The organism is Variovorax sp. 05N34 (assembly GCF_056397405.1).
This window is the reverse complement of sequence record NZ_JBFTNI010000020.1, coordinates 1-18,356: the sequence shown is the minus strand read 5'-3', so window position 1 is coordinate 18,356 and position 18,356 is coordinate 1. Positions and strand designations below refer to the sequence as shown.

At 66.6% G+C, this 18,356-nt stretch carries 18 protein-coding genes; 11 read left to right on the top strand and 7 right to left on the bottom strand.

Going from position 1 to position 18,356, the window contains the following annotated elements; translation table 11 throughout:
* Positions 1–46: 46 nt before the first annotated feature.
* From AC1DMA_RS29715 to AC1DMA_RS29685, 7 genes are read left to right on the top strand one after another with little or no spacing between them, the layout of a single operon-like run.
* Entirely contained in the window at positions 47–1,288 is a 1,242-nt protein-coding gene (locus AC1DMA_RS29715) for a branched-chain amino acid ABC transporter substrate-binding protein (RefSeq protein WP_478146421.1), read from the top strand.
* 16 nt (positions 1,289–1,304) lie between these two features.
* A complete protein-coding gene (locus AC1DMA_RS29710; protein ID WP_478146420.1) occupies positions 1,305–2,246 on the top strand; it encodes a branched-chain amino acid ABC transporter permease in 942 nt (313 codons plus the stop codon).
* A gap of 7 nt (positions 2,247–2,253) precedes the next feature.
* Positions 2,254–3,507 (top strand): branched-chain amino acid ABC transporter permease, encoded by a 1,254-nt coding sequence (locus AC1DMA_RS29705; RefSeq protein WP_478146419.1) that lies wholly within the window; start codon positions 2,254–2,256, stop codon positions 3,505–3,507.
* Entirely contained in the window at positions 3,504–4,259 is a 756-nt protein-coding gene (locus tag AC1DMA_RS29700) for an ABC transporter ATP-binding protein (RefSeq protein ID WP_478127884.1), read from the top strand. The genes AC1DMA_RS29705 and AC1DMA_RS29700 overlap by 4 nt, the downstream gene beginning before the upstream one ends.
* A complete protein-coding gene (locus AC1DMA_RS29695) occupies positions 4,253–4,975 on the top strand; it encodes an ABC transporter ATP-binding protein (protein ID WP_478146418.1) in 723 nt (240 codons plus the stop codon). Before AC1DMA_RS29700 ends, AC1DMA_RS29695 begins: the two co-directional genes overlap by 7 nt.
* 32 nt (positions 4,976–5,007) lie before the next feature.
* Positions 5,008–5,958 carry a 3,5-dioxohexanoate:acetyl-CoA acetone transferase gene (gene kce, locus AC1DMA_RS29690; protein ID WP_478146417.1) on the top strand — a complete coding sequence of 317 codons (951 nt, stop codon included), beginning with the start codon at positions 5,008–5,010 and terminating at the stop codon, positions 5,956–5,958.
* Positions 5,959–5,966: 8 nt separating this feature from the next.
* Positions 5,967–6,938: an SDR family NAD(P)-dependent oxidoreductase gene (locus AC1DMA_RS29685; RefSeq protein ID WP_478146416.1), complete on the top strand. Its 972-nt coding sequence runs from the start codon at positions 5,967–5,969 to the stop codon at positions 6,936–6,938.
* Here AC1DMA_RS29685 and AC1DMA_RS29680 read toward each other — a convergent pair.
* The 7 genes from AC1DMA_RS29680 to AC1DMA_RS29650 all read right to left on the bottom strand — a co-directional run bounded on the left by AC1DMA_RS29680 (position 6,853) and on the right by AC1DMA_RS29650 (position 14,060).
* Entirely contained in the window at positions 6,853–7,794 is a 942-nt protein-coding gene (locus tag AC1DMA_RS29680) for a CysB family HTH-type transcriptional regulator (RefSeq protein ID WP_478146415.1), read from the bottom strand. The genes AC1DMA_RS29685 and AC1DMA_RS29680 overlap by 86 nt on opposite strands.
* 134 nt (positions 7,795–7,928) lie before the next feature.
* Complete coding sequence (locus AC1DMA_RS29675) at positions 7,929–8,885, bottom strand: ABC transporter substrate-binding protein (RefSeq protein WP_478146414.1); 957 nt, start codon at positions 8,883–8,885, stop codon at positions 7,929–7,931.
* 32 nt (positions 8,886–8,917) lie between these two features.
* Positions 8,918–10,069 (bottom strand): c-type cytochrome, encoded by a 1,152-nt coding sequence (locus tag AC1DMA_RS29670; RefSeq protein WP_478146434.1) that lies wholly within the window; start codon positions 10,067–10,069, stop codon positions 8,918–8,920.
* Positions 10,069–10,875, bottom strand: a complete 807-nt coding sequence (locus tag AC1DMA_RS29665; protein ID WP_478146413.1) for an ABC transporter ATP-binding protein — start codon at positions 10,873–10,875, stop codon at positions 10,069–10,071. Before AC1DMA_RS29665 ends, AC1DMA_RS29670 begins: the two co-directional genes overlap by 1 nt.
* Positions 10,869–11,921 carry an ABC transporter permease gene (locus tag AC1DMA_RS29660; protein ID WP_478146412.1) on the bottom strand — a complete coding sequence of 351 codons (1,053 nt, stop codon included), beginning with the start codon at positions 11,919–11,921 and terminating at the stop codon, positions 10,869–10,871. The genes AC1DMA_RS29665 and AC1DMA_RS29660 overlap by 7 nt, the downstream gene beginning before the upstream one ends.
* On the bottom strand, positions 11,918–12,919 hold the full coding sequence (locus AC1DMA_RS29655) for an ABC transporter substrate-binding protein (protein ID WP_478146411.1): 1,002 nt from the start codon (positions 12,917–12,919) through the stop codon (positions 11,918–11,920). Before AC1DMA_RS29655 ends, AC1DMA_RS29660 begins: the two co-directional genes overlap by 4 nt.
* Before the next feature lie 37 nt (positions 12,920–12,956).
* The gene (locus tag AC1DMA_RS29650; protein WP_478146410.1) at positions 12,957–14,060 is read right to left on the bottom strand and encodes an LLM class flavin-dependent oxidoreductase; all 1,104 of its coding nucleotides are present in this window, start codon (positions 14,058–14,060) and stop codon (positions 12,957–12,959) included.
* Between the two features lie 156 nt (positions 14,061–14,216).
* Here AC1DMA_RS29650 and AC1DMA_RS29645 point away from each other — a divergent pair, with 156 nt between their 5' ends.
* The 4 genes from AC1DMA_RS29645 to AC1DMA_RS29630 all read left to right on the top strand — a co-directional run.
* Positions 14,217–15,416, top strand: coding sequence for an acyl-CoA dehydrogenase family protein (locus AC1DMA_RS29645; protein WP_478146409.1), 1,200 nt, complete (start codon positions 14,217–14,219; stop codon positions 15,414–15,416).
* Entirely contained in the window at positions 15,413–15,985 is a 573-nt protein-coding gene (locus AC1DMA_RS29640; protein WP_478146408.1) for a cysteine dioxygenase family protein, read from the top strand. Before AC1DMA_RS29645 ends, AC1DMA_RS29640 begins: the two co-directional genes overlap by 4 nt.
* On the top strand, positions 15,982–17,238 hold the full coding sequence (locus tag AC1DMA_RS29635) for a rhodanese-like domain-containing protein (RefSeq protein ID WP_478146407.1): 1,257 nt from the start codon (positions 15,982–15,984) through the stop codon (positions 17,236–17,238). Before AC1DMA_RS29640 ends, AC1DMA_RS29635 begins: the two co-directional genes overlap by 4 nt.
* Positions 17,239–17,453: 215 nt before the next feature.
* Positions 17,454–18,356, top strand: a 903-nt coding sequence (locus tag AC1DMA_RS29630; protein ID WP_478146406.1) for a FecR family protein, incomplete at its 3' end; no start/stop codon positions are given.

Sequence of the window (18,356 nt, the reverse complement as noted above, 5' to 3'; positions counted from 1 at the left end):
CATCGATCAAGACCCATCCAAAAGACAACCCAATGGAGACAACGAAATGAAGACAACCAAGATCGCCTTTGCCGCACTGCCGGCTTTTCTGCTGCTCGCCACCGCGGCCGAAGCCGCGCCCGTGAAGATCGGCCTGGTCGAGACGCTCTCAGGCCCGCAGGCCTCGTCGGGCCAGACCTATCGCGCGGGCGTGCGCTATGCCATCGACCAGCTCAACGCGGCCGGTGGATGGAACGGGGAGCCGGTGCAACTGGTGGAGTACGACAACCAGGGCGGCCCGGCCGGCGCATCGGACAAATTGAAGGCGGCGATCTCCGATGGCGTCCAGATCATCGTGCAAGGCGCCTCGTCGGCGATCGGCGGGCAGATCACCGAAGACGTGCGCAAGTACAACCTGCGCAACCCCGGCAAGGAAGTGGTCTACATCAACATTGGCGCGGAGGCGCTCGAGCTGACGGGCGAGAAGTGCAACTTCTATCACTTCCGCTTTGCAGGCAATGCCGACGTGCGCACCCAGGCGCTGGTCAAGGCGATGAAGGAGGCCAATGCGCTGGGCACCAAGGTCTATTCGATCAACCAGAACTACTCGTGGGGCCAGGACATGGAAAAGGCCATCGTCCAGAACGCCACGGCCGGTGGCTATCAGGTGGTCGAGAAGACACTGCACGACGTCAACAAGATCCAGGACTTCGCGCCTTACGTCTCGAAGATCAGCGCTTCGGGGGCAGACACGGTGATCACCGGCAACTGGTCGAACGACCTCTTGCTGATGATGAAGGCCGCCAAGGCCGCGGGCCTGAAGGCGCATTTCGCGACCGTGTTCCTCGATCAGCCCGGCAACATCAGCAATGCGGGCGATCTCGCGGCCGGCAACTACGTCGCGCAGGTGTTCAATCCCGAGGCCTCGGGGGCGGAAGGTGAACGCTTCGTGTCGGCCTACACGGCCAAGGTCGGGCACGCGCCGGTGTTCGTCGAACCGCAAAGCGTGTTCGGCCTGCAGATGGTGGCCGAGGCGCTCAAGCACACCAAGCCCGTCAACGGCGCGCTCGACGTGAACGCCTTCGCGAAGACACTCGAAGGCACGAAGCTCAAGACACCGGGCGGCGTGATCAGCATGCGCGCGGCCGATCACCAGGCGCTGATGCCGATGGTGGTCTCCGTGGTATCGAAGGACGCCAAGTACAAGGCGGACGGCACCGCTCTCGGGTTCAAGCCGGTGAAGGTATTCACGGGCGAAGAGGCCTCCACGCCGGCGCAGGCCAGCTGCAAGATGCAGCGCCCCGACTGAAGCGAGGCACGCGCGCATGGACTGGCTGGCGTTTTCGCTGCTCAACGGCGTCATCTACGGGCTCCTGCTCTTCATGGTGTCGGCGGGGCTCACGCTCATCTTCGGGATGATGGGCGTGCTCAACTTCGCGCACGCCTCCTTCTACATGCTGGGGGCGTACTTCGCCTATTCACTGCAGGGCATCGTCGGCTTCGTGCCGGCAGTGGTGGCCGCAACACTGCTGGCAGGGCTCGTGGGCGCGGTGGTCGAACGCTGGTTCCTGCGCCGGGTCCATCGCTATGGGCATGCGCATGAGCTGCTGCTGACCTTCGGGCTGTCCTTCGTCATCGCGGAGACGATCAAGCTGTTCTTCGGCAACTATCCGGTGGACTACCGGATCCCCCAGTCGCTGGACGTGTCGGCCTTCGTGCTGGGCAGTCAGCAGTATCCGGCCTACCGCCTGCTGATGGGCGCCGTGGCGCTGGCGATGTTCGCCGCGATCTACCTGCTGCTGACGCGCACACGCGTGGGCATCGTCGTGCGCTCCGCCATCTACAAGCCTCGCATGGTCGAGGCCCTGGGGCACAACGTGCAACTGGTGTTCATGGGCGTCTTCGGCGTGGGCGCGGCGCTGGCCGGACTGGCCGGCGCCATCGCCGGGGCGTTCTACACCACCAGCCCCAACATGGCGCTCGAGCTGGGCGTGATGGTGTTCGTCGTGGTGGTCGTCGGCGGACTGGGTTCGCTCGGCGGGGCGATGCTCGCTTCGGTGCTGATCGGCGTGCTGACTTCATTGGCCGTGGGCGTCGACCACAGCGCGGCGGACCTGCTTGCGTTCGTGGGCGCGCGCCAATGGGCCGAAGGTGTCGGCGGACTGCTGACGCTCAAGCTGTCGAGCCTGGCCGCGACACTTCCTTTCGCATTGATGCTGCTGGTTCTCTTGCTGCGTCCTTCAGGCCTCATGGGCGACAAGGACTGACCCCGTGATGCGAACTGCTCTTTGCGTAGTGGGCGCGGCGCTGCTGGCCGCGCTGCCTTTCATGTTGTCTGCGGGCTTGCTCAATGCCTCGATCCAGATGCTGATCGCCGCCTTGTTCGCCTGCGCCTACAGCCTGCTGGCGGGCCGCGCCGGGATGCTGTCGTTCGGCCATGCGGCTTACTTCGGCGTCGGCGCCTTCGCTACGGTCCATGCCATGAACGCGCTGGGCGGCAGCGGATTGCTGCCGACGCCCTTGCTGCCGCTGGTGGGGGCCGTCGCCGGGCTCGCCTTCGGGCTCGTGGCCGGATGGTTCGCCACGCAACGCAGCGGAACGGCGTTCGCGATGATCACGCTGGCCATCGCCGAACTGCTGCACTCGCTGGCACCCCAGCTCAAGGGTTGGTTCGGTGGCGAATCCGGAATTTCCGCCATGCGGATGCCCGCCTGGGGGCTCGATTTCGGATCGACGACGCAGGTCTACTACCTGACGCTGGTGTGGGTCGCGGTGTCGCTTGCCGCGCTGTACTTCCACAGCCGCACGCCACTGGGGCGGCTCACCCTCGCGCTGCGCGAGAACTCGCACCGGCTGCGATTCCTGGGGTACGACATGCATGGCCTTGGTGTCTCGGCCTTTGCCCTGTCGGCCATGTTCGCGGGCATCGCGGGCGGCCTGCAAGTCCTCGGCAATGAATCCGCCAACTACGCGGTCTTCGATGCGGGCGTCTCCGCCAGCGTGGTCCTCAACGCGTTCATCGGCGGTGTCGGCAGCTTTCTCGGACCTGCATTGGGTGCGGCGCTGATGACTTTCTTCGGCTACTCGGTGTCGGATCAGACACAGGTCTGGCTGCTCTACCAGGGCACTTTGTTCGTGCTGGTGATGATGTTCATGCCGGACGGGCTCACCGGGCTGTTCACGGCAACGGCATCGCAGATCCGGCGCGACGGCGTCGCCGCGGTGTTGCCGCGCATCCTGTTGTGGGTGCTCGCGGCCGTGCTGCTGACGTCGGGCGCAGTGTTCATCGTCGAGATGCTGCAGCGCCTCTTCTCGCAGGACTATCGCGCCTTGGCGCGCATGAGCGCGAGTGCGCCACCGGTCACGCTGTTCGGGCGCAGCTGGGTGGCTGCGGCGATGTCCACCTGGACGGTGCCTGCCGGTCTGCTCGCCGCAGGCAGCCTGGTCGCATGGTGCGCACTGCGCCTTTCCCGCCCGCGAGATGAATCAATGCCGGCCGTGGCCCCTGCCGGAGAGGTCCACCCATGAGCGACCCCATTCTTTCGCTGCGCGGGCTGCGCAAGTCTTTCGGCCCTGCCGAGATCATCCGTGGCGTGGACCTCGATCTGTGCAGTGGTGAGCGCCGTGCGCTGATCGGACCGAACGGCGCGGGCAAGTCCACGCTGTTTCATTTGATCTCCGGCAACATCGCGCCCACTGCCGGCACGGTGCGCTTCGATGGCCAGTCGATCACGGGCTGGGCTCCGCAGCGCATCAATCGTGCGGGGCTGGCTCGTTCGTTCCAGATCACGAACGTCTTCCCGAAGCTGAGCGTGTTCGAGAACATCCGTCTTGCGGTCATGCGGGCGCGCCAGCCGCAATATATGTTCTGGCGGCGAATCGACCGGGTGCCGGGCCTGCAGGAGGCCACCGAACGGCTCCTGGAGCGCGTGCGCTTGCAAAGCCACGCTTCGGCCTTCGCGGGCGAGATGTCGTATTCGCTGCAGCGCTCGCTGGAACTCGCGATGACGCTCGCCTCGGATCCGAAGGTGATCCTGCTGGACGAACCCATGGCCGGCATGTCCACCGAAGAGACCCACTACACGCTGGAGCTGATCCGCGAGGTCACGAGCGGGCGTGCCCTGCTGATCGTCGAGCACGACATGGACGTGGTCTTCGCGCTGGCCGATCGCATCAGCGTGCTGGTCTACGGGGAAGTCATCGCCACGGGCACGCCAGACGAGATCCGCAGTCACCAGGGCGTGCGCGAGGCTTACCTCGGCGAGGAGGTCGCATGCTGAGCGGCGGCGCATCGTTGCTGCAGGTGCAGGACCTGCACGCGCACTACGGCAAGAGCCACATCCTGCGCGGCGTCAGCTTCGCTGTCGATCGGGGCGAAGTCGTCAGCCTGCTGGGGCGCAACGGCTCGGGCCGCTCGACGACGCTGAAGGCGCTGATGGGTCTCGTGCCGCCCACCGGAGGACGCGTACAGCTTGCACAGCGCCAGCTCGCAGGCGCCAAGCCTCATGCCATCTGCCGCGCGGGACTGGCTTACGTACCGGAGGAACGCGAGGTCTTCGCCAATCTCAGCGTCGACGAGAACCTGCGCATGGGCGAGCAGCCGCCGGTGGCTGGCGCGCTGCGCTGGACTCTGGACCAGATGTTCGACTACTTTCCTCGCCTCAAGGAACGGCGCAACACCAAGGCGGGCAGCCTTTCGGGCGGGGAGCAGCAGATGCTGACGATCTGCCGCTCGCTGCTGGGCAATCCGCTGGCGATCCTGATCGACGAACCGACCGAAGGACTCGCGCCGAAGATCGTCGCCCAGGTGGGCGAATCCATCGACGACATGCGTCGCCGCGGCCTGTCGGTAGTGCTGGTGGAGCAGAAGCTCGCGATTGCCCTGAAGGTGTCCTCGCGCGTGTGCGTGAYGGGACACGGCCGCATCGTCTTCGACGGCGCGCCGCCACAGTTCGCCGCCGATCGGGAGTTGTTGTCTCGCTGGCTGGCCGTCTGACGCCCTAGGAACAAGGCTCAAGGAACAAGCACATGAACACAGCCCAAGACAAAGTCATCATCACCTGCGCCGTGACAGGCTCGGTCCATACGCCGACGATGTCGCCCTACCTGGCGCTGACGCCCGACCAGATCGCCGAACAGGCGATCGATGCCGCCAAGGCCGGTGCAGCGATTCTTCATCTCCACGCTCGCGATCCTGCGGACGGGCGTCCCAGTGCGGACCCGCGCCTGTTCGATCAATTCGTGCCGCGCATCCAGGCCGCCACCGAAGCGGTCATCAAYATCACCACGGGCGGCAGCACCCGGATGACGCTGGAAGAGCGGCTGGCCTATCCGCTGCAGGCGCGGCCGGAAATGTGCTCGCTGAACATGGGTTCGATGAACTTCTCCGTCCATCCGCTCGCACGCAAGTACACCGAGTGGGTGCATGCCTGGGAAAAGCCTTACGTCGAAGGCATGGAAGACCTGATCTTCCGCAACACGTTCAGGGACATCCGCCACATCCTGCAGGTGCTCGGCCGGGATTGCGGTACGCGCTTCGAGTTCGAATGCTATGACGTGGGGCATCTGTGCACGCTGGCCCATTTCGTCGACGAAGGATTGATCGAGGGACCGCTGTTCATCCAGAGCATCTTCGGCATCCTGGGCGGAATGGGCCCCGACCCCGAGAACCTGGTCACCATGAAGAGCACGGCCGATCGGCTGTTCGGCCGGGGCCAGTACCGCTTCTCGGTGCTCGGCGCCGGGCGACACCAGATGCCTTTGCTCACGATGGGTGCCGTGCTCGGCGGCCACGTGCGCGTGGGGCTGGAGGACAGCCTCTACCTCGGCAAGGGGCGTCTTGCGCACTCCTGCGCCGAACAGGTGCTGAAGATTCGACGCATCCTCGATGAACTGTCGCTGGAGGTGGCAACCCCCGAGGAGGCCCGGCGCATGTTGGGGCTGAAAGGCAAGGACGCTGTGGCCATTTCGAGGCCGTAAGGAAAACAATGAATCAACGATTGCAGGGCCGCGTGGCCATCGTCACCGGTGCCGGTGGCGGACTCGGCCGCACGCACGCGCTTGAACTCGCTCGCCATGGTGCGCGCATCTTGGCCAACGACGTGGGAGGCTCACCGGCCGAAGCTGTCGCCGAGGAGATCCGCAGCCGCGGGGGCGATGCCCTTGCCGTCGCTGGCGACGTCACCCGCGCCGACGAAATGGAGGCCATGGCCGCGCAAGCCATCGCAAGGTGGGGTCGCATCGACATCCTGGTCAACAACGCCGGCATCCTGCGCGACCGCACGTTCTCGAAGATGACGCTCGACGAGTTTCGCCTGGTGATGGACGTGCATGTCATCGGCGCCGTCCATTGCACCAAGGCCGTCTGGGCGCAGATGCAGGAGCAGCAATACGGGCGCATCGTCATGACGACGTCGTCGTCCGGCTTGTATGGCAACTTCGGTCAGTCCAACTACGGTGCGGCCAAGATGGCGTTGGTTGGGCTGATGCAGACGCTCGCCTTGGAAGGCATGAAGCGCAACATCCGCGTGAACTGCCTCGCCCCCAGCGCGGCTACGGCGATGACGCAAAGCGTATTGCCCGCGGAGGCTCTCGCGCGGCTCACGCCGGAGCATGTCAGCCCCGGCCTGATCGCGCTGGTGGATGAAGCCGCGCCGACCCGCATGATCTTGCTGGCAGGCGCCGGCAGCTTCGAATGCGCCCACATCACGATGACGCAGGGCGTGCACCTCGATGATGTCTCGACCGCTGGCGAGCAACTGTGTCACGCGCTGGAGGCTGTTGCTGATCGGTCCGGGGAAGTCGTTCCGGCCTCCGGTTGGGAGCAATACCAGCTGGAACTCGCGAAGGTGAACGAGCCGGGCCTTCCCGGCGTCATGCCACGACTTGCACCGGTGCATCGCTCGCCAGCGCCTTCTCCACAACCCCTCGCGGCAGCGTCGGCGCAAACGATTCGATGAAGGCGTGCACATAGCCTCGGAGGTAGTTGCCGCGCCGCACCGCCAGCTTCGTGAGGTTGATGCCGAAGAGGCTCCCCGCATCGATTGCGCGAAGCTGCGTGTCGCGCTCTGCCTCGTAGGCGATGCCGGCGACGATGCCCACGCCCATGCCAAGCTGCACGTAGGTCTTGATCACGTCCGCGTCCATCGCCGTCAGCACGATGTTGGGCGCCAGCCCCTGGTCTTCGAAGGCCTTGTCGATGCGCGTGCGTCCGGTGAAACCGGTGTCGTAGGTGATCAGGGGATAGCGCGTCAGCGCTTCGAGGGTCGGCGGTGCGTCGAGCAGGGCATGCCCGGGCGGCACGATCACCGAATGCGTCCACCGGTAGCACGGCAACGCCACCAGTTGCGGGTAGTCGCCCAGCGCTTCGGTCGCGATGCCGACGTCAGCCTCGCCGCTCAGCAGCATCTGTGCGATCTGCTTGGGCGAGCCTTGGTGGAGATGCAGCTTCACGTTGGGAAAGTGCGAGCGAAACTCCTGCACCGCGACCGGCAGCGCATAGCGCGCCTGCGAATGGGTCGCGGCGATCGAGAGCAGCCCGCTTTCGCGCGCGACGAATTCCTGCCCCGCTTGCTTCAGGTTGGTGCTCTCCATCAACATGCGTTCGATGATGGGCAGCACATGCTCTCCCGGTTCGGTGAGGCCGGTCAACCGCTTGCCGGCACGCACAAAAAGCTCGATGCCCAGTTCATCCTCCAGTTCGCGGATCTGCCGGCTCACGCCGGGCTGCGAGGTATGCAGCGCATGGGCGACTTCGGTGAGATTGAAGCCGCAGCGCACGGCCTCGCGCACCGAGCGCAGTTGTTGGAAATTCATGATGCTCGAACAGAAAACGGCGCCCGCAGGGGCGTGGCGGGCCATTGTCCGCAGAGGCATCGGATCGGGGAACGACTGAATCGTTGATTTCAAATAGGGAAATGATCTATAGGGTGCAAGCCTTCATTACCCCTTCAGGCGCTGCTCGCCAGGGTCGCATCGAAAGTGGGGCGCACGTCCAAGGGTTGCTTGATGAGCCCGACCTGGTGATAGAAGTCCGCCGTGCGCTGCTGGTCGAGGATGACTTGGGCATCGATGGGCACCCATGTCTGCTCGCGCCGCACGAACTGCAGCTTGGCTGCCTCGGCGGGAATGCCGATGATGCGTGCGAGCGTGGCGCTGAAGGCATCGACGTTTCGGTACGACCAGGCTTGCGCCTTGACGACCCTTTGCAGAAAGTCGCGCAGGACGGGTCGTTTTGCCGCGATGGCGGCGTCTGTCGCGACCAAGTAGCTCAGGCCGGGGAGCAAGCCGCGCCCACTGACGAGCACGCGCGCGTGCTGGCTGGTTTCGGCCAGCGCCGTGTAGGGCTCCCAGGTGGCCCACGCATCGACGGCGCCCTGCATCAATGCGAGCTTGGCATCCGCGGGCGCGAGGAACCGGATGTTGACGTCCTCCGGCTTGAGGCCTGCCGTGATCACGGCTTTGAGCGTGACGTAGTGGCCGATGGAGCCCCGGTTGGTCGCGATGCTCTTGCCCTTGAGGTCGGCCGCGTTCTTCAGCGGCGAGTCCGGCCGCACGAGGACGGCCGTGCCGTACGAGTCGGACCGGTTCGCGCCGATGGCCTTGATGCGCGTTCCCGCGGCCAGCGCGAAAACCAGCGGCGCATCGCCGATGGGGCCCAAGTCGACGGCGCCCGCATTGAGGGCTTCCGCCAGTGGCGCTGCAGCCGGGAACTCCGACCATTGGATGTCATAGGTGAGGCCGTCCAGTCCGCCTGCCGCTTCGAGCAGTGCGCGCAGGCCGCCTTTCTGATCGCCGGCCATGAGCAGCGGCCGCGCTTGCGCATGCGATGCAGTGGTCGGCAGGGCGATTGCTGCCGCGCCTGAGAGCGTGTGGATGACGAACTGGCGGCGGGTTGCCTGGGCCATGAAGGGGCTCCTTGAAGTGGAAGTAGTCGTGATCAGTGGACGAAGCCGCCCCGGAGGAAGCGCACGGGCTCGGCATCCATGCGGGCGATCAGGGCACCGAGTCCGTCGCCGGGCTGCGGCACGTCCTGCGGGGCTCCGGGTGCGGATGCGGTGCGGCACAGCAGGTCGTCTTCGGACCAGCCGGGATTGCCTGGCGCGCTGCGAGCGCGCAGCCAGCCGTCGCGATCGGCGAGCAGCTGCGTGCCTTCGAGATGCTCTGTGCCGGCGATCAGCGCGAAGGCGTCCCATGCGGCGGATGAGTCCACCACGCAATCCGCTTCCTGCGGCTGCGCCTGCTGGGCCTGCTGGGCGGCTGGCACCAGTTGGACGGTGACCACGCGAGGGTCTTCGGGTGCCGGCGCGGTCGCCGGGCCGCGTGCAAGCACGCGCACGCGCTGGCCGCGCCAGGTCGAGAGGGCACGCGGGGAACGGCCTTCGCACCGGACGATGACCTCGGGCAGCGCAATGGGCGCGCTCCAGGCACCCGTCGCCTGAAGCACTTGTCCGGCACTCTGTGCTTTCATGAAGTCGATCAGCGCCCATGCCTCGCCATCGGCCAGCTGCTCGAACGCCGGCATGGTCGAGCTTCCATGCCGATCGCTCGTTCCATGCAGCACGCGCCACAGGAGATCGCCATCGGCGCGCCGCCACAACAGCGGTCCTGCGAGGTCGGGCGGCCACACCGGCTGCGCCGCTGCCAACGGACCTTGTCCTCTTCCGTCCGCTCCATGGCAAGCCGCGCAATGCTGCTCGTAGAGCGCGTGTCCTTGCGTGATCGACTCGGCGGTGAAGCCTGTCGGCGATCGATGAAAGCTCGTGGGATATGCAGGCACGAGCACGACCTCAGGCTGAGGCCATGGCGCGAGCAGCAGCAGCATTGGCACTGTCGCAAGCAAGAGCCATCGGCGCTTTCGCCAGGCGAGTGCGGTTGCGAGCAGGACTGCCACCAGCGCGAGCACGAGCAGCGTCAAGGCCATACGCCGCGCCTGGCCGAGATCGATTGACAGGTTCTCGCCTGACAGGCGCAGCGGCCAAGGCCACGCGGGCTGTCCGTGGCTCGTGCCGGCCAGGCCCAGCCAGGCCAGCACTTGCAGCAGGCCTGCTTGCACGGTCTGCAGGAGTGCCACCAGCGCGTTCAGCGTCATCACCAGGTGGCATCGAGGCCGAGGTGGCGAAGTGCTTCGTGCCGCAAGGCGGCCAGCCGAGGATAGCCCCGGTGCCTCGGATAGGGCAGGTCGACCACGAGCTGCGCAGCGATGCGCGCGGGCCGGTCGCTCAGCACGACCACGCGATTGGCAAGAAACAAGGCCTCTTCGACGTCGTGCGTCACGAGCAGCGCGGAGAAGCCGGCGCGCTGCCAGAGGTTCACGAGTTCGCCCTGCATGGCCATGCGTGTGAGCGAATCGAGCTTGCCCAGCGGCTCGTCGAGCACCAGCAGGCGCGGGTCGTTGACCAGCGCCCTTGCGAGCGCCACGCGCTGCGCCATGCCGCCCGAGAGCTGATGGGGAAAGCTCTTGGCGAATTCGCCGAGGCCCACGAGCTTGAGCGCATCGTCCACGCGCGAACGTTGCGTCTTCAGCAGCCCGCGCGCCTGCAGGCCCAGCGCGACGTTGTCCCAGACGCTGCGCCACGGATACAGGGTTGGGTCCTGGAACACGACGATGCGCGATGGGTCGGGCCGCGTGATGGGCGCGGCATCCTGTGTGAGGGTGCCGGCAGACGCGGGTTCGAGCCCGGCCACGAGCCGCAGCAGCGTCGACTTGCCGCAGCCGCTGGGCCCCAGCAGGGCGACGAACTCGCCGGGCCCGACGTCGAGGTCGATGCCGTCCAGTACCTGCAGCGCGCCGCTTGCAAGCTTGAACCAGTGGCTGACGTTGCGGATCTCGATATGCGCACCGGCGCTGACCGCCGGGGCATCGAGAGCATCTACGGCATCTACGGTATCTACCATTTGACAGTCCCCTTCTGCCAGGACAGCGCTCGATCGCGCACTGCGAAAAGCAGCGTGATCAGCCCGGAGCACAGCGCCGCCATTACCAGAAGCGCCGCATACATGTTGGCGTAGGCCGCCCAGCCTTGCGCCCACTGCAGGTACCAGCCAAGGCCGGCTTTGACGCCCATCATCTCAGCAGTGACCAGCACCGAGAACGATGCACCCAGCCCCATGAAGAGGCCGACGAAGACCTGCGGCAGCGCAGCTGGCACCGCGACCCTCAGCACCAGGAACCATGGCGGTGCGCCGAGCGTGCGTGCGACGTCGTAGTAGTTCTTGTTGACCGAGGCCACGCCCGACCAGCTCAGTACCGCGACCGGGAAGAAGGTGGCGAGCGCGACCAGGAAGACGGCTGCCGCGTAGCTCGAAGGCGCGAAGAAGAAGGCCAGCGGCAGGAGCGCCGAGGCTGGCACAGGCCCGAGAAAGCGCAGCAGCGGATGCACCCAGTAGCCCGCGATGCGGGACCAGCCGATCCACACGCCCGTCGCGAACCCGCTCAGCGCCCCCAGTGCGAAGCCGTGCGCGAGCAGCCTCAGAGAGTGGGCGGCCGAGAGCCCGAGCCGACGCCAGTCCTCCGAAGCGACGTCGAGCAGGCTTTGCGGCGGCGCGAAGAAGGGCGGTGGCAGCACGCCGAGCTTGGCGGTCAGCACCTCCCAGAGCGCGAGCAGCAGCGGTGCTGCAACGAGCCATTGACCCGCCGATCGAAGCCTGCGGCCAAAGCGACCTGTGCGGCCGCCGAACAGCGCCGCCAGGAGCAACAGCGCCGCGACGGCGATGGCGCCGATGCCGAACTCATGGGTGAAGTTCCAGTCGCTGAAGCCGATCTCCCGATTGGGCCAGGTGATGGTCAGCACGCCCAGCGCCAGCCACGCGCTCGCCGCGAGGATGCCTGTGCGCCAGACCTTGGTGGGCGCACTCTCCGATGCGCCGCGCGCTTCGCGCGGGTGCGGCTTCGCAGCGCGTGGACGTGCCGCGCCCAGGATGAGGTTGTCGGCGGTGGTCATGCGAGCACGTCCACCGACACATGGTTTGCCAGGCGCGCCGGGTCGGTGCTCTGCTTGAGTACGCCGACCGACCGGAAATCGCGCGCATAGAACTCCACCTCGTCGCGCAGGTTCTTGCCCACCGGGTGGTGCGCGTGCGTCAATGTGCCCAGCAGCGCCTGAAGGTCCTCCACCGGCACCTTCGGCGAATACTTCGCGAAGAGCCTGGCCGATTCGTTCGGGTTTTCAGCCACGAAGTCGGATGCCTGCACGATGGAGCGCACCAGCGCCGCCACCACGGGCTTTTCGTTGCGCACCAGTTCGCCGCGTGCGCCCACGATGCAGCAGACCTTGTCCTTGTATTCGCCCGAGAGGTTGGATGCCAGCTCGAGATAGCGGCCCTTGTTGCGCTTCTCGATCAGGTACAGCGTCGGGTCACCGTCGGCAATGGCCTGGATCTCGCCCTTGTTCACCGCAATGTCGAGCAGGTCGGCCGGATACTGCCGCCAGGTCACGTCCTTGTCGGCGTCGATGCCGTTCTTCTTGAGCAGGATCGAGAAGAAGTTCTTGCCGGGGCTCGCGATATCGGAAACGCCGATGGTCTTGCCCTTGAGCTTCTGCAGGTCGGTGACCCCGGCCTCCTTGACCCCCACGAGCCGCACGCAGCCACCGTGCGAGCTGCCGACGATCTTCACGTCGAACCCCGATTCGAGCGGCTTGAGCCAGCGATGGATCATGCCGACCGCCGCATCGGCCTTGGCTGTGGCGAGCGATTCGAGCAGTTGGTCGGTCGAACCCGTGTAGTTGACGAGATCGACCTGCAGGCCGTTCTTCTCGAAGATGCCGCGCTCCTGTGCGACCACCACCGGCGAAAGGCAGAAGGCCGTCGCGTTCCACGCGAAGCTCAGCTTGCGCTGCTGCGACCACGCGCGCGTGGCGATCAGGCTGGTGGATGCGATGACGGCCGCGGCGCCGCTGGCGCGCAACACGCTGCGCCGCGAGAAAGACGGATGGTTCATGGTCTGGAGAGGAGAAGGCTGGGGTGTTGGAGGTGCATCAGGCGGCGCGGCGCTGCGCAGCAATGCGCTGCGCCACCAGTTGGCGTGTGCGGGGAATCAGCTCGCGTCCGTAATCGATCGCGTCCTCGAGAGGGTCGAAGCCGCGGATCAGGAAAGTCGTGACGCCCAGGTCGTAGTAGTCGAGCAGGGCGTCGGCCACCTGTTCGGGCGTGCCGACCAGCGCCGTGCTGTTCGAACGGCCGCCAATCTCGCGCGCGACAGCAGTCCAGAGGCGTTTGTCGAGCCGCGGGCCTTGCTCGGCGGCGGCCAGCAGCCGCCTGGCCCCTTCGCTTTGCTGCGGGCCGCCGCGGCCGAAGCCTTGGACCACGCGCAGTCGCCGCGTCTCGTCGAGGATTGCATCCGCTCGCTCCCATGCCTTCTCTTCAGTGTCAGCAAGGATGGGCCGGAACGAAACCGAGAAGCGCACGGTGCGTCCATGCCTGGCCGCTTCTGCGCGCACGCGGCCCGTGAGTTCGCGCGCCTGATCCAATGATTCGCCCCAGAGCGCGTACACGTCCGCATGTTTGCCCGCGACGGGAATCGCCGCCGCCGAAGCACCGCCGAAGTACACCGGCACGTGCGGCCTGCCGTTGAGCGACTGCACCGGCTTCACCTCGGAGAAGGCATTCTTGAAGCGGTAGTGGGCGCCTTCGTGATCGAAGGGTTTGTCGCTGGTCCATACCCGGCGCAGGATATCGAGGTATTCGTCGGTGCGGGCGTAGCGCTGGTCGTGGTCGAGCCAGTCGCCGTCACGCTTTTGCTCGTCGTCCGAGCCGCCCGAGATGTAGTGCACGCCGAGCCGGCCACCGCTGAACTGGTCGAGCGATGCAAACTGCCTTGCGGCCAGTGTCGGCGCGACGAAGCCCGGCCGGTGCGCGAGCATGAAGTGGATGCGCTCGGTGACCGAAGCGGCGTATGCCACTGTCAACGTCGCATCGGGGCTGGTGGAGTGGTGCGGCACCAGCACCCGGTCGAAGCCGGCCTTCTCATGCGCCTGTGCGAATGCCCGCACGTAGTCGCGGTCGATCGCGGGGCCGTACGCCGGATGGATCTCGGAGACCTTCTGGGCCTGGATCATGCCGATGAATTCGATGTCGCTCATGGTGGGTCCTTGCAATGAATGGTTCGGGCGTTCAGGTCGGAACGAAGAGGCATGACCGTAAGGCGAGCAGGTACGAAAGCGAACGCAGAAAAACGTTCTTGGATATGCGTCTTCCGTCGTTTTCGGCATCGGCGGCGGCGGCTAAGGTGCCAGCCCATGAGTTCACAAGCCTTGCGCCGCTTGCCGGTCGCACCTGAAACGGACGATGCGTTGCTGGCGCGACTGTCCGCTCTCTTTGCCGAAACGGCCGCCGACTACGATCGCAGCGGCGCGTTCCCGCGCGAGAACTTTGCCGCGCTGCATGCCAACGGGCTCGTAGGCCTGGTGGCGCCGCGCACGCATGGCGGTGGGGGTGCATCGCTTGCGGCGGCGCGCCGAGTACTGGCGGCCGTCGCATACGGCGAGCCCGCGACCGCGTTGATCCTCACGATGAGTTGGCTGCAGCAGCTCGCCATCGGCCGTACCGACAGCCGCTGGCCCGCGCATCTGCGCGACCGTGTGCTGCACGAGGCCGTCCGGGAGGGCGCGTTGATCAACGCCTTGCGCGTCGAACCGGCTCTGGGCTCGCCGGCGCGAGGCGGTTTGCCCGCGACGACGGCGCGCCTCGACGGCCATCAATGGAAGCTCAGCGGCCACAAGCTCTACACGACGGGCATCGAAGGCCTGCGGTGGCTGTCGGTGTGGGCACGCACCGAAGGCGACACTGCGCGCGTCGGCGTCTTCCTGGTGCCGCGCGACGCGCCCGGCGTTCGCGTGATCGCCAGCTGGGATCACCTGGGGCTTCGCGCCTCGGGCAGCCACGAAGTGATCTTCGAAGATGTCGCGATCCCGCTCGACCATGCGGTCGATCTGCGTGCGGCGGCGCAATGGGCGCCCGATGCGGGCAGCCAGACCGACATCGATGCCCATGCGACCCAGCAGGCCTGGATGGCGGTGCTGCTGGGCACGCTCTACCTCTCGGTCGCGCGTGCGGCGCGTGACTGGCTCGTCGGGTTTCTCAATCGCAGGGCTCCCAGCGGCCTCGGCGCGCCGCTCGCGAGCCTGCCGCGCGTGCAGGAAGCCGTTGGCGAGATCGAAGCTTTGCTGAACGCCGCGCGCGTGTTGCTGGAAGACGCAAGCGCCGAGGTCGACGCAGGGCGGGCGCCTTCCGCAACACGGAGCGGCTTGCTCAAGTACACCGTCACCACGAATGCAATCCGCGCGGTCGAACTGGCTTTGCAGCTCAGCGGCAACCATGGCCTCACGCGACAGAATCCGCTGGAGCGCCACTACCGGGACGTGCTTTGCAGCCGCATCCACACCCCGCAGAACGACGCGATCCTGGTGGCCGCCGGCAAGGCCGCGCTCGAACGATGAGCGAGCGACTGCGCGATTTCGCCGCCGATTTCGGCCGACTGATAGACATGCGTCCCGCGGAGCCGCGCATCCTCGAAGAGGGTGGGGCGCTGCTGCGGCGTCTCGTCGCGCGCGACGACTGGCTGCCCGATGCCTTCGCCGAGCCGCATCCCACGCGGTACCGGCAATACCTGCTGCATCTCGATGCCGCCGAACGCTTCTCGGTCGTGAGCTTCGTTTGGGGGCCGGGCCAGGCCACGCCGGTGCATGACCATACGGTCTGGGGTCTGATCGGCATGCTTCGCGGCGCCGAGTCGAGCCAACGCTACATCGAGCGCGATCGCTTGCTGCTGGCCGACGGCTTGCCGGTGCGGCTCGAGCCGGGCGACGTCGAGGCGGTGTCGCCGACGATCGGCGACTTGCACCGCGTGCGCAATGCCTACGACGATCGCGTGTCCGTCAGCATCCACGTTTACGGCGCGGACATCGGCAAGGTGGCGCGCCATACTTACCCGACCAGCGGTGGCCGCGAGCGATTCGTGTCCGGCTATTCGCCGTTGCCCCTCGGCTTGCCCAATTCATCGACATGACTGCTTCCATCTCATTCGCCTCGGTCCGTCACCATCTGCATGCGCGCGAGGAGATTGCGCTGCTCGATGTGCGCGGGGAAGACCTCTATGCACAGGCCCATCCACTGTGGGCCGCCAACCTGCCGCTGTCGCGGATCGAGCTCGACGCATCCCGCCGCATCCCGCGCCGCGACACGCTCATCGCGCTCTACGGCGCGCATGAACGAACCGACCTCGCACCGCTCGCGGCCGAGCGACTCTCGGCGCTGGGCTACACGCGCGTGCACTTGCTCCAGGGAGGTTTGGAAGGCTGGCGCGATGCCGGCGGAGAACTGTTCCGCGACGTCAATGTGCCGAGCAAGGCGTTTGGAGAGCTGGTCGAGCACGAGCGCCACACACCCTCGCTCTCGGCGCAGGAGGTCAAGGCCCTGATCGATGCGCGGGCTGACGTCGTGGTGCTCGATGCGCGGCGCTTCGACGAATTCCAGACTATGAGCATTCCCACGGCGACCAGCGTGCCGGGCGCTGAACTGGTGCTGCGCGTCCGCGAGATGGCGCCCGATCCGGCCACACGGGTGATCGTCAACTGCGCCGGACGCACGCGCAGCATCATCGGCGCGCAATCGTTGGTGAACGCGGGGATTCCCAATCCCGTCGCGGCGCTGCGCAACGGCACGATCGGCTGGAAGCTGGCCGGGCAGCAACTGGACCACGGAGCGTCGCGCCGCGCGCCCGCGCCGGGCGAAGAGAACCGCGCCGCCGCGCAAGCGAATGCGAGGGACGTGGCGCGGCGGGCGCGGGTTCGCTGGGTTGCGCTCGACGCGCTCGCCAGTCTCCAGGCGCCGGGCCGCACGGTCTACCGCTTCGACGTGCGCACGCCCGAGGAATACGAAGCCGGACATCTGCCGGGCTTCGCCAGCGCGCCAGGCGGCCAGCTGGTCCAGGAAACCGATCACCACGTGCCGGTGCGCGGCGCCCGCGTCGTGCTTGCCGATGACGACGGCGTTCGCGCCCCGATGACGGCGTCATGGCTCGCGCAGATGGGGTGGGATGTGCATGTCGTGGAGCCGCATCCCGCCTCGGCGCGGAGTGAGTCGGGTGCGGCGCCGCTCAAGCATCCGGCCGCACCGTCCGCGGCCGCGACAGCCCGCTATCGCCGCCCGTATGAAGGCACCGATGCGCCTGCGGAAGCGATGCAGGCGTACCTGGACTGGGAATTCGGGCTCGTCGCCCAACTCGCGGCCGACGGAACGCATCACTTCAAGGTCATCTAGCCCGCCACTCCGGCCGGCCGCGCCGGCATCGCGTCGATGGGCCTATGCCATCTCGCTTCAATCCTTGCAAACGGGTCACGCAACCGGTCGAACGGAATACTCCCGTCAGGGGTCTCTTACGCCGAAAAACGCGGTCACTGCACGAGCGACTTGAGTAGCATGGAATTTCTTTGCTGTCACGTTCCAAGATGCCCAATGCAAACGGAGTTACCTCCTTGCGGCTCACGAAGATCTTGTTCGGCTTGCTGCTTTCGTGCGTTGCGAGTCTGCTCGCCTCGTCGATTGTCCTCGCGCAATCCACCGATGCCGCATCGGCCTGGGCGCGAACCAACAGTGTCGTCGGCATCGTCGAAGGCGACGTCGCGCTGATACGCCAGACCACGCGCTACGCGCTCGCCGAGGGCGTGGTGTTGAACGAGCAGGACATCATCGAATCGGCGCCCGGCGCCTTCGCACAGATCGAACTCCCCAATGGCGTGCTTGTCGGCATCGGCGAATCGACGCGGCTGATGCTGCGGCCTCAGGTGGGCAAGGGCCTCGCGGCGCCACCGCTCTATCTGCTCGAGGGCTGGCTCAAGACCAGCGCCAAAGGTGCCTTCGGCTACGTCACGCCGAGTGTCGAAGTCGCGGCGCAGGATGCCACCATCGTCATCTACACCAAGGGCGCGCAGTACGCGCTGTTCGTCGAATCCGGCAGCGCCAGGCTCACGCAGCGCGATCGGGCGCAGTCGATGATGCAACTGAGCGCTGGCGACTTTGCACAGCGGCGTGAAGGCAGTGCGCAGACGGTCGCGCCGCGTGCGGCGCCCGATTTCCTGGGCAAGGTCCCGCGTCAGTTCCGCGACAGCCTGCCCGCCCGCAGTGAGCAGTTCGCCAAGCGCAACGTGACACCCAAGGTGCGCGGCGAAATCACATACGCCGATGTGGCGGCCTGGCTGGGCACCGAACCGGCACTGCGGCTTCCGTTGCTACCGCTGTGGCGAGGGCGTGCAAGCGACCCGACCTTCCGCGCGGGCGCCAAGGCCGACTTGGCGCAGCACCCTGAATGGGAGCCCTACGCCGACCCCGAAGGCTATGCCCGCCGCCTGGCCGAAGAGGCCGAGCGTCGCCGCGCGCGC

Coding starts and splice junctions, on each gene's coding strand:
- AC1DMA_RS29710 (WP_478146420.1), top strand. CDS start 1,305: ATGGACTGGCTGGCGTTTTCGCTGCTCAACGGCGTCATCTACGGGCTC.
- AC1DMA_RS29680 (WP_478146415.1), bottom strand. CDS start 7,794: ATGAATTTCCAACAACTGCGCTCGGTGCGCGAGGCCGTGCGCTGCGGC.
- AC1DMA_RS29640 (WP_478146408.1), top strand. CDS start 15,413: ATGAGCGAGCGACTGCGCGATTTCGCCGCCGATTTCGGCCGACTGATA.
- AC1DMA_RS29645 (WP_478146409.1), top strand. CDS start 14,217: ATGAGTTCACAAGCCTTGCGCCGCTTGCCGGTCGCACCTGAAACGGAC.
- AC1DMA_RS29685 (WP_478146416.1), top strand. CDS start 5,967: ATGAATCAACGATTGCAGGGCCGCGTGGCCATCGTCACCGGTGCCGGT.
- AC1DMA_RS29670 (WP_478146434.1), bottom strand. CDS start 10,069: ATGACGCTGAACGCGCTGGTGGCACTCCTGCAGACCGTGCAAGCAGGC.
- AC1DMA_RS29650 (WP_478146410.1), bottom strand. CDS start 14,060: ATGAGCGACATCGAATTCATCGGCATGATCCAGGCCCAGAAGGTCTCC.
- AC1DMA_RS29700 (WP_478127884.1), top strand. CDS start 3,504: ATGAGCGACCCCATTCTTTCGCTGCGCGGGCTGCGCAAGTCTTTCGGC.
- AC1DMA_RS29655 (WP_478146411.1), bottom strand. CDS start 12,919: ATGAACCATCCGTCTTTCTCGCGGCGCAGCGTGTTGCGCGCCAGCGGC.
- AC1DMA_RS29675 (WP_478146414.1), bottom strand. CDS start 8,885: ATGGCCCAGGCAACCCGCCGCCAGTTCGTCATCCACACGCTCTCAGGC.
- AC1DMA_RS29635 (WP_478146407.1), top strand. CDS start 15,982: ATGACTGCTTCCATCTCATTCGCCTCGGTCCGTCACCATCTGCATGCG.
- AC1DMA_RS29715 (WP_478146421.1), top strand. CDS start 47: ATGAAGACAACCAAGATCGCCTTTGCCGCACTGCCGGCTTTTCTGCTG.
- AC1DMA_RS29665 (WP_478146413.1), bottom strand. CDS start 10,875: ATGGTAGATACCGTAGATGCCGTAGATGCTCTCGATGCCCCGGCGGTC.
- AC1DMA_RS29660 (WP_478146412.1), bottom strand. CDS start 11,921: ATGACCACCGCCGACAACCTCATCCTGGGCGCGGCACGTCCACGCGCT.
- AC1DMA_RS29705 (WP_478146419.1), top strand. CDS start 2,254: ATGCGAACTGCTCTTTGCGTAGTGGGCGCGGCGCTGCTGGCCGCGCTG.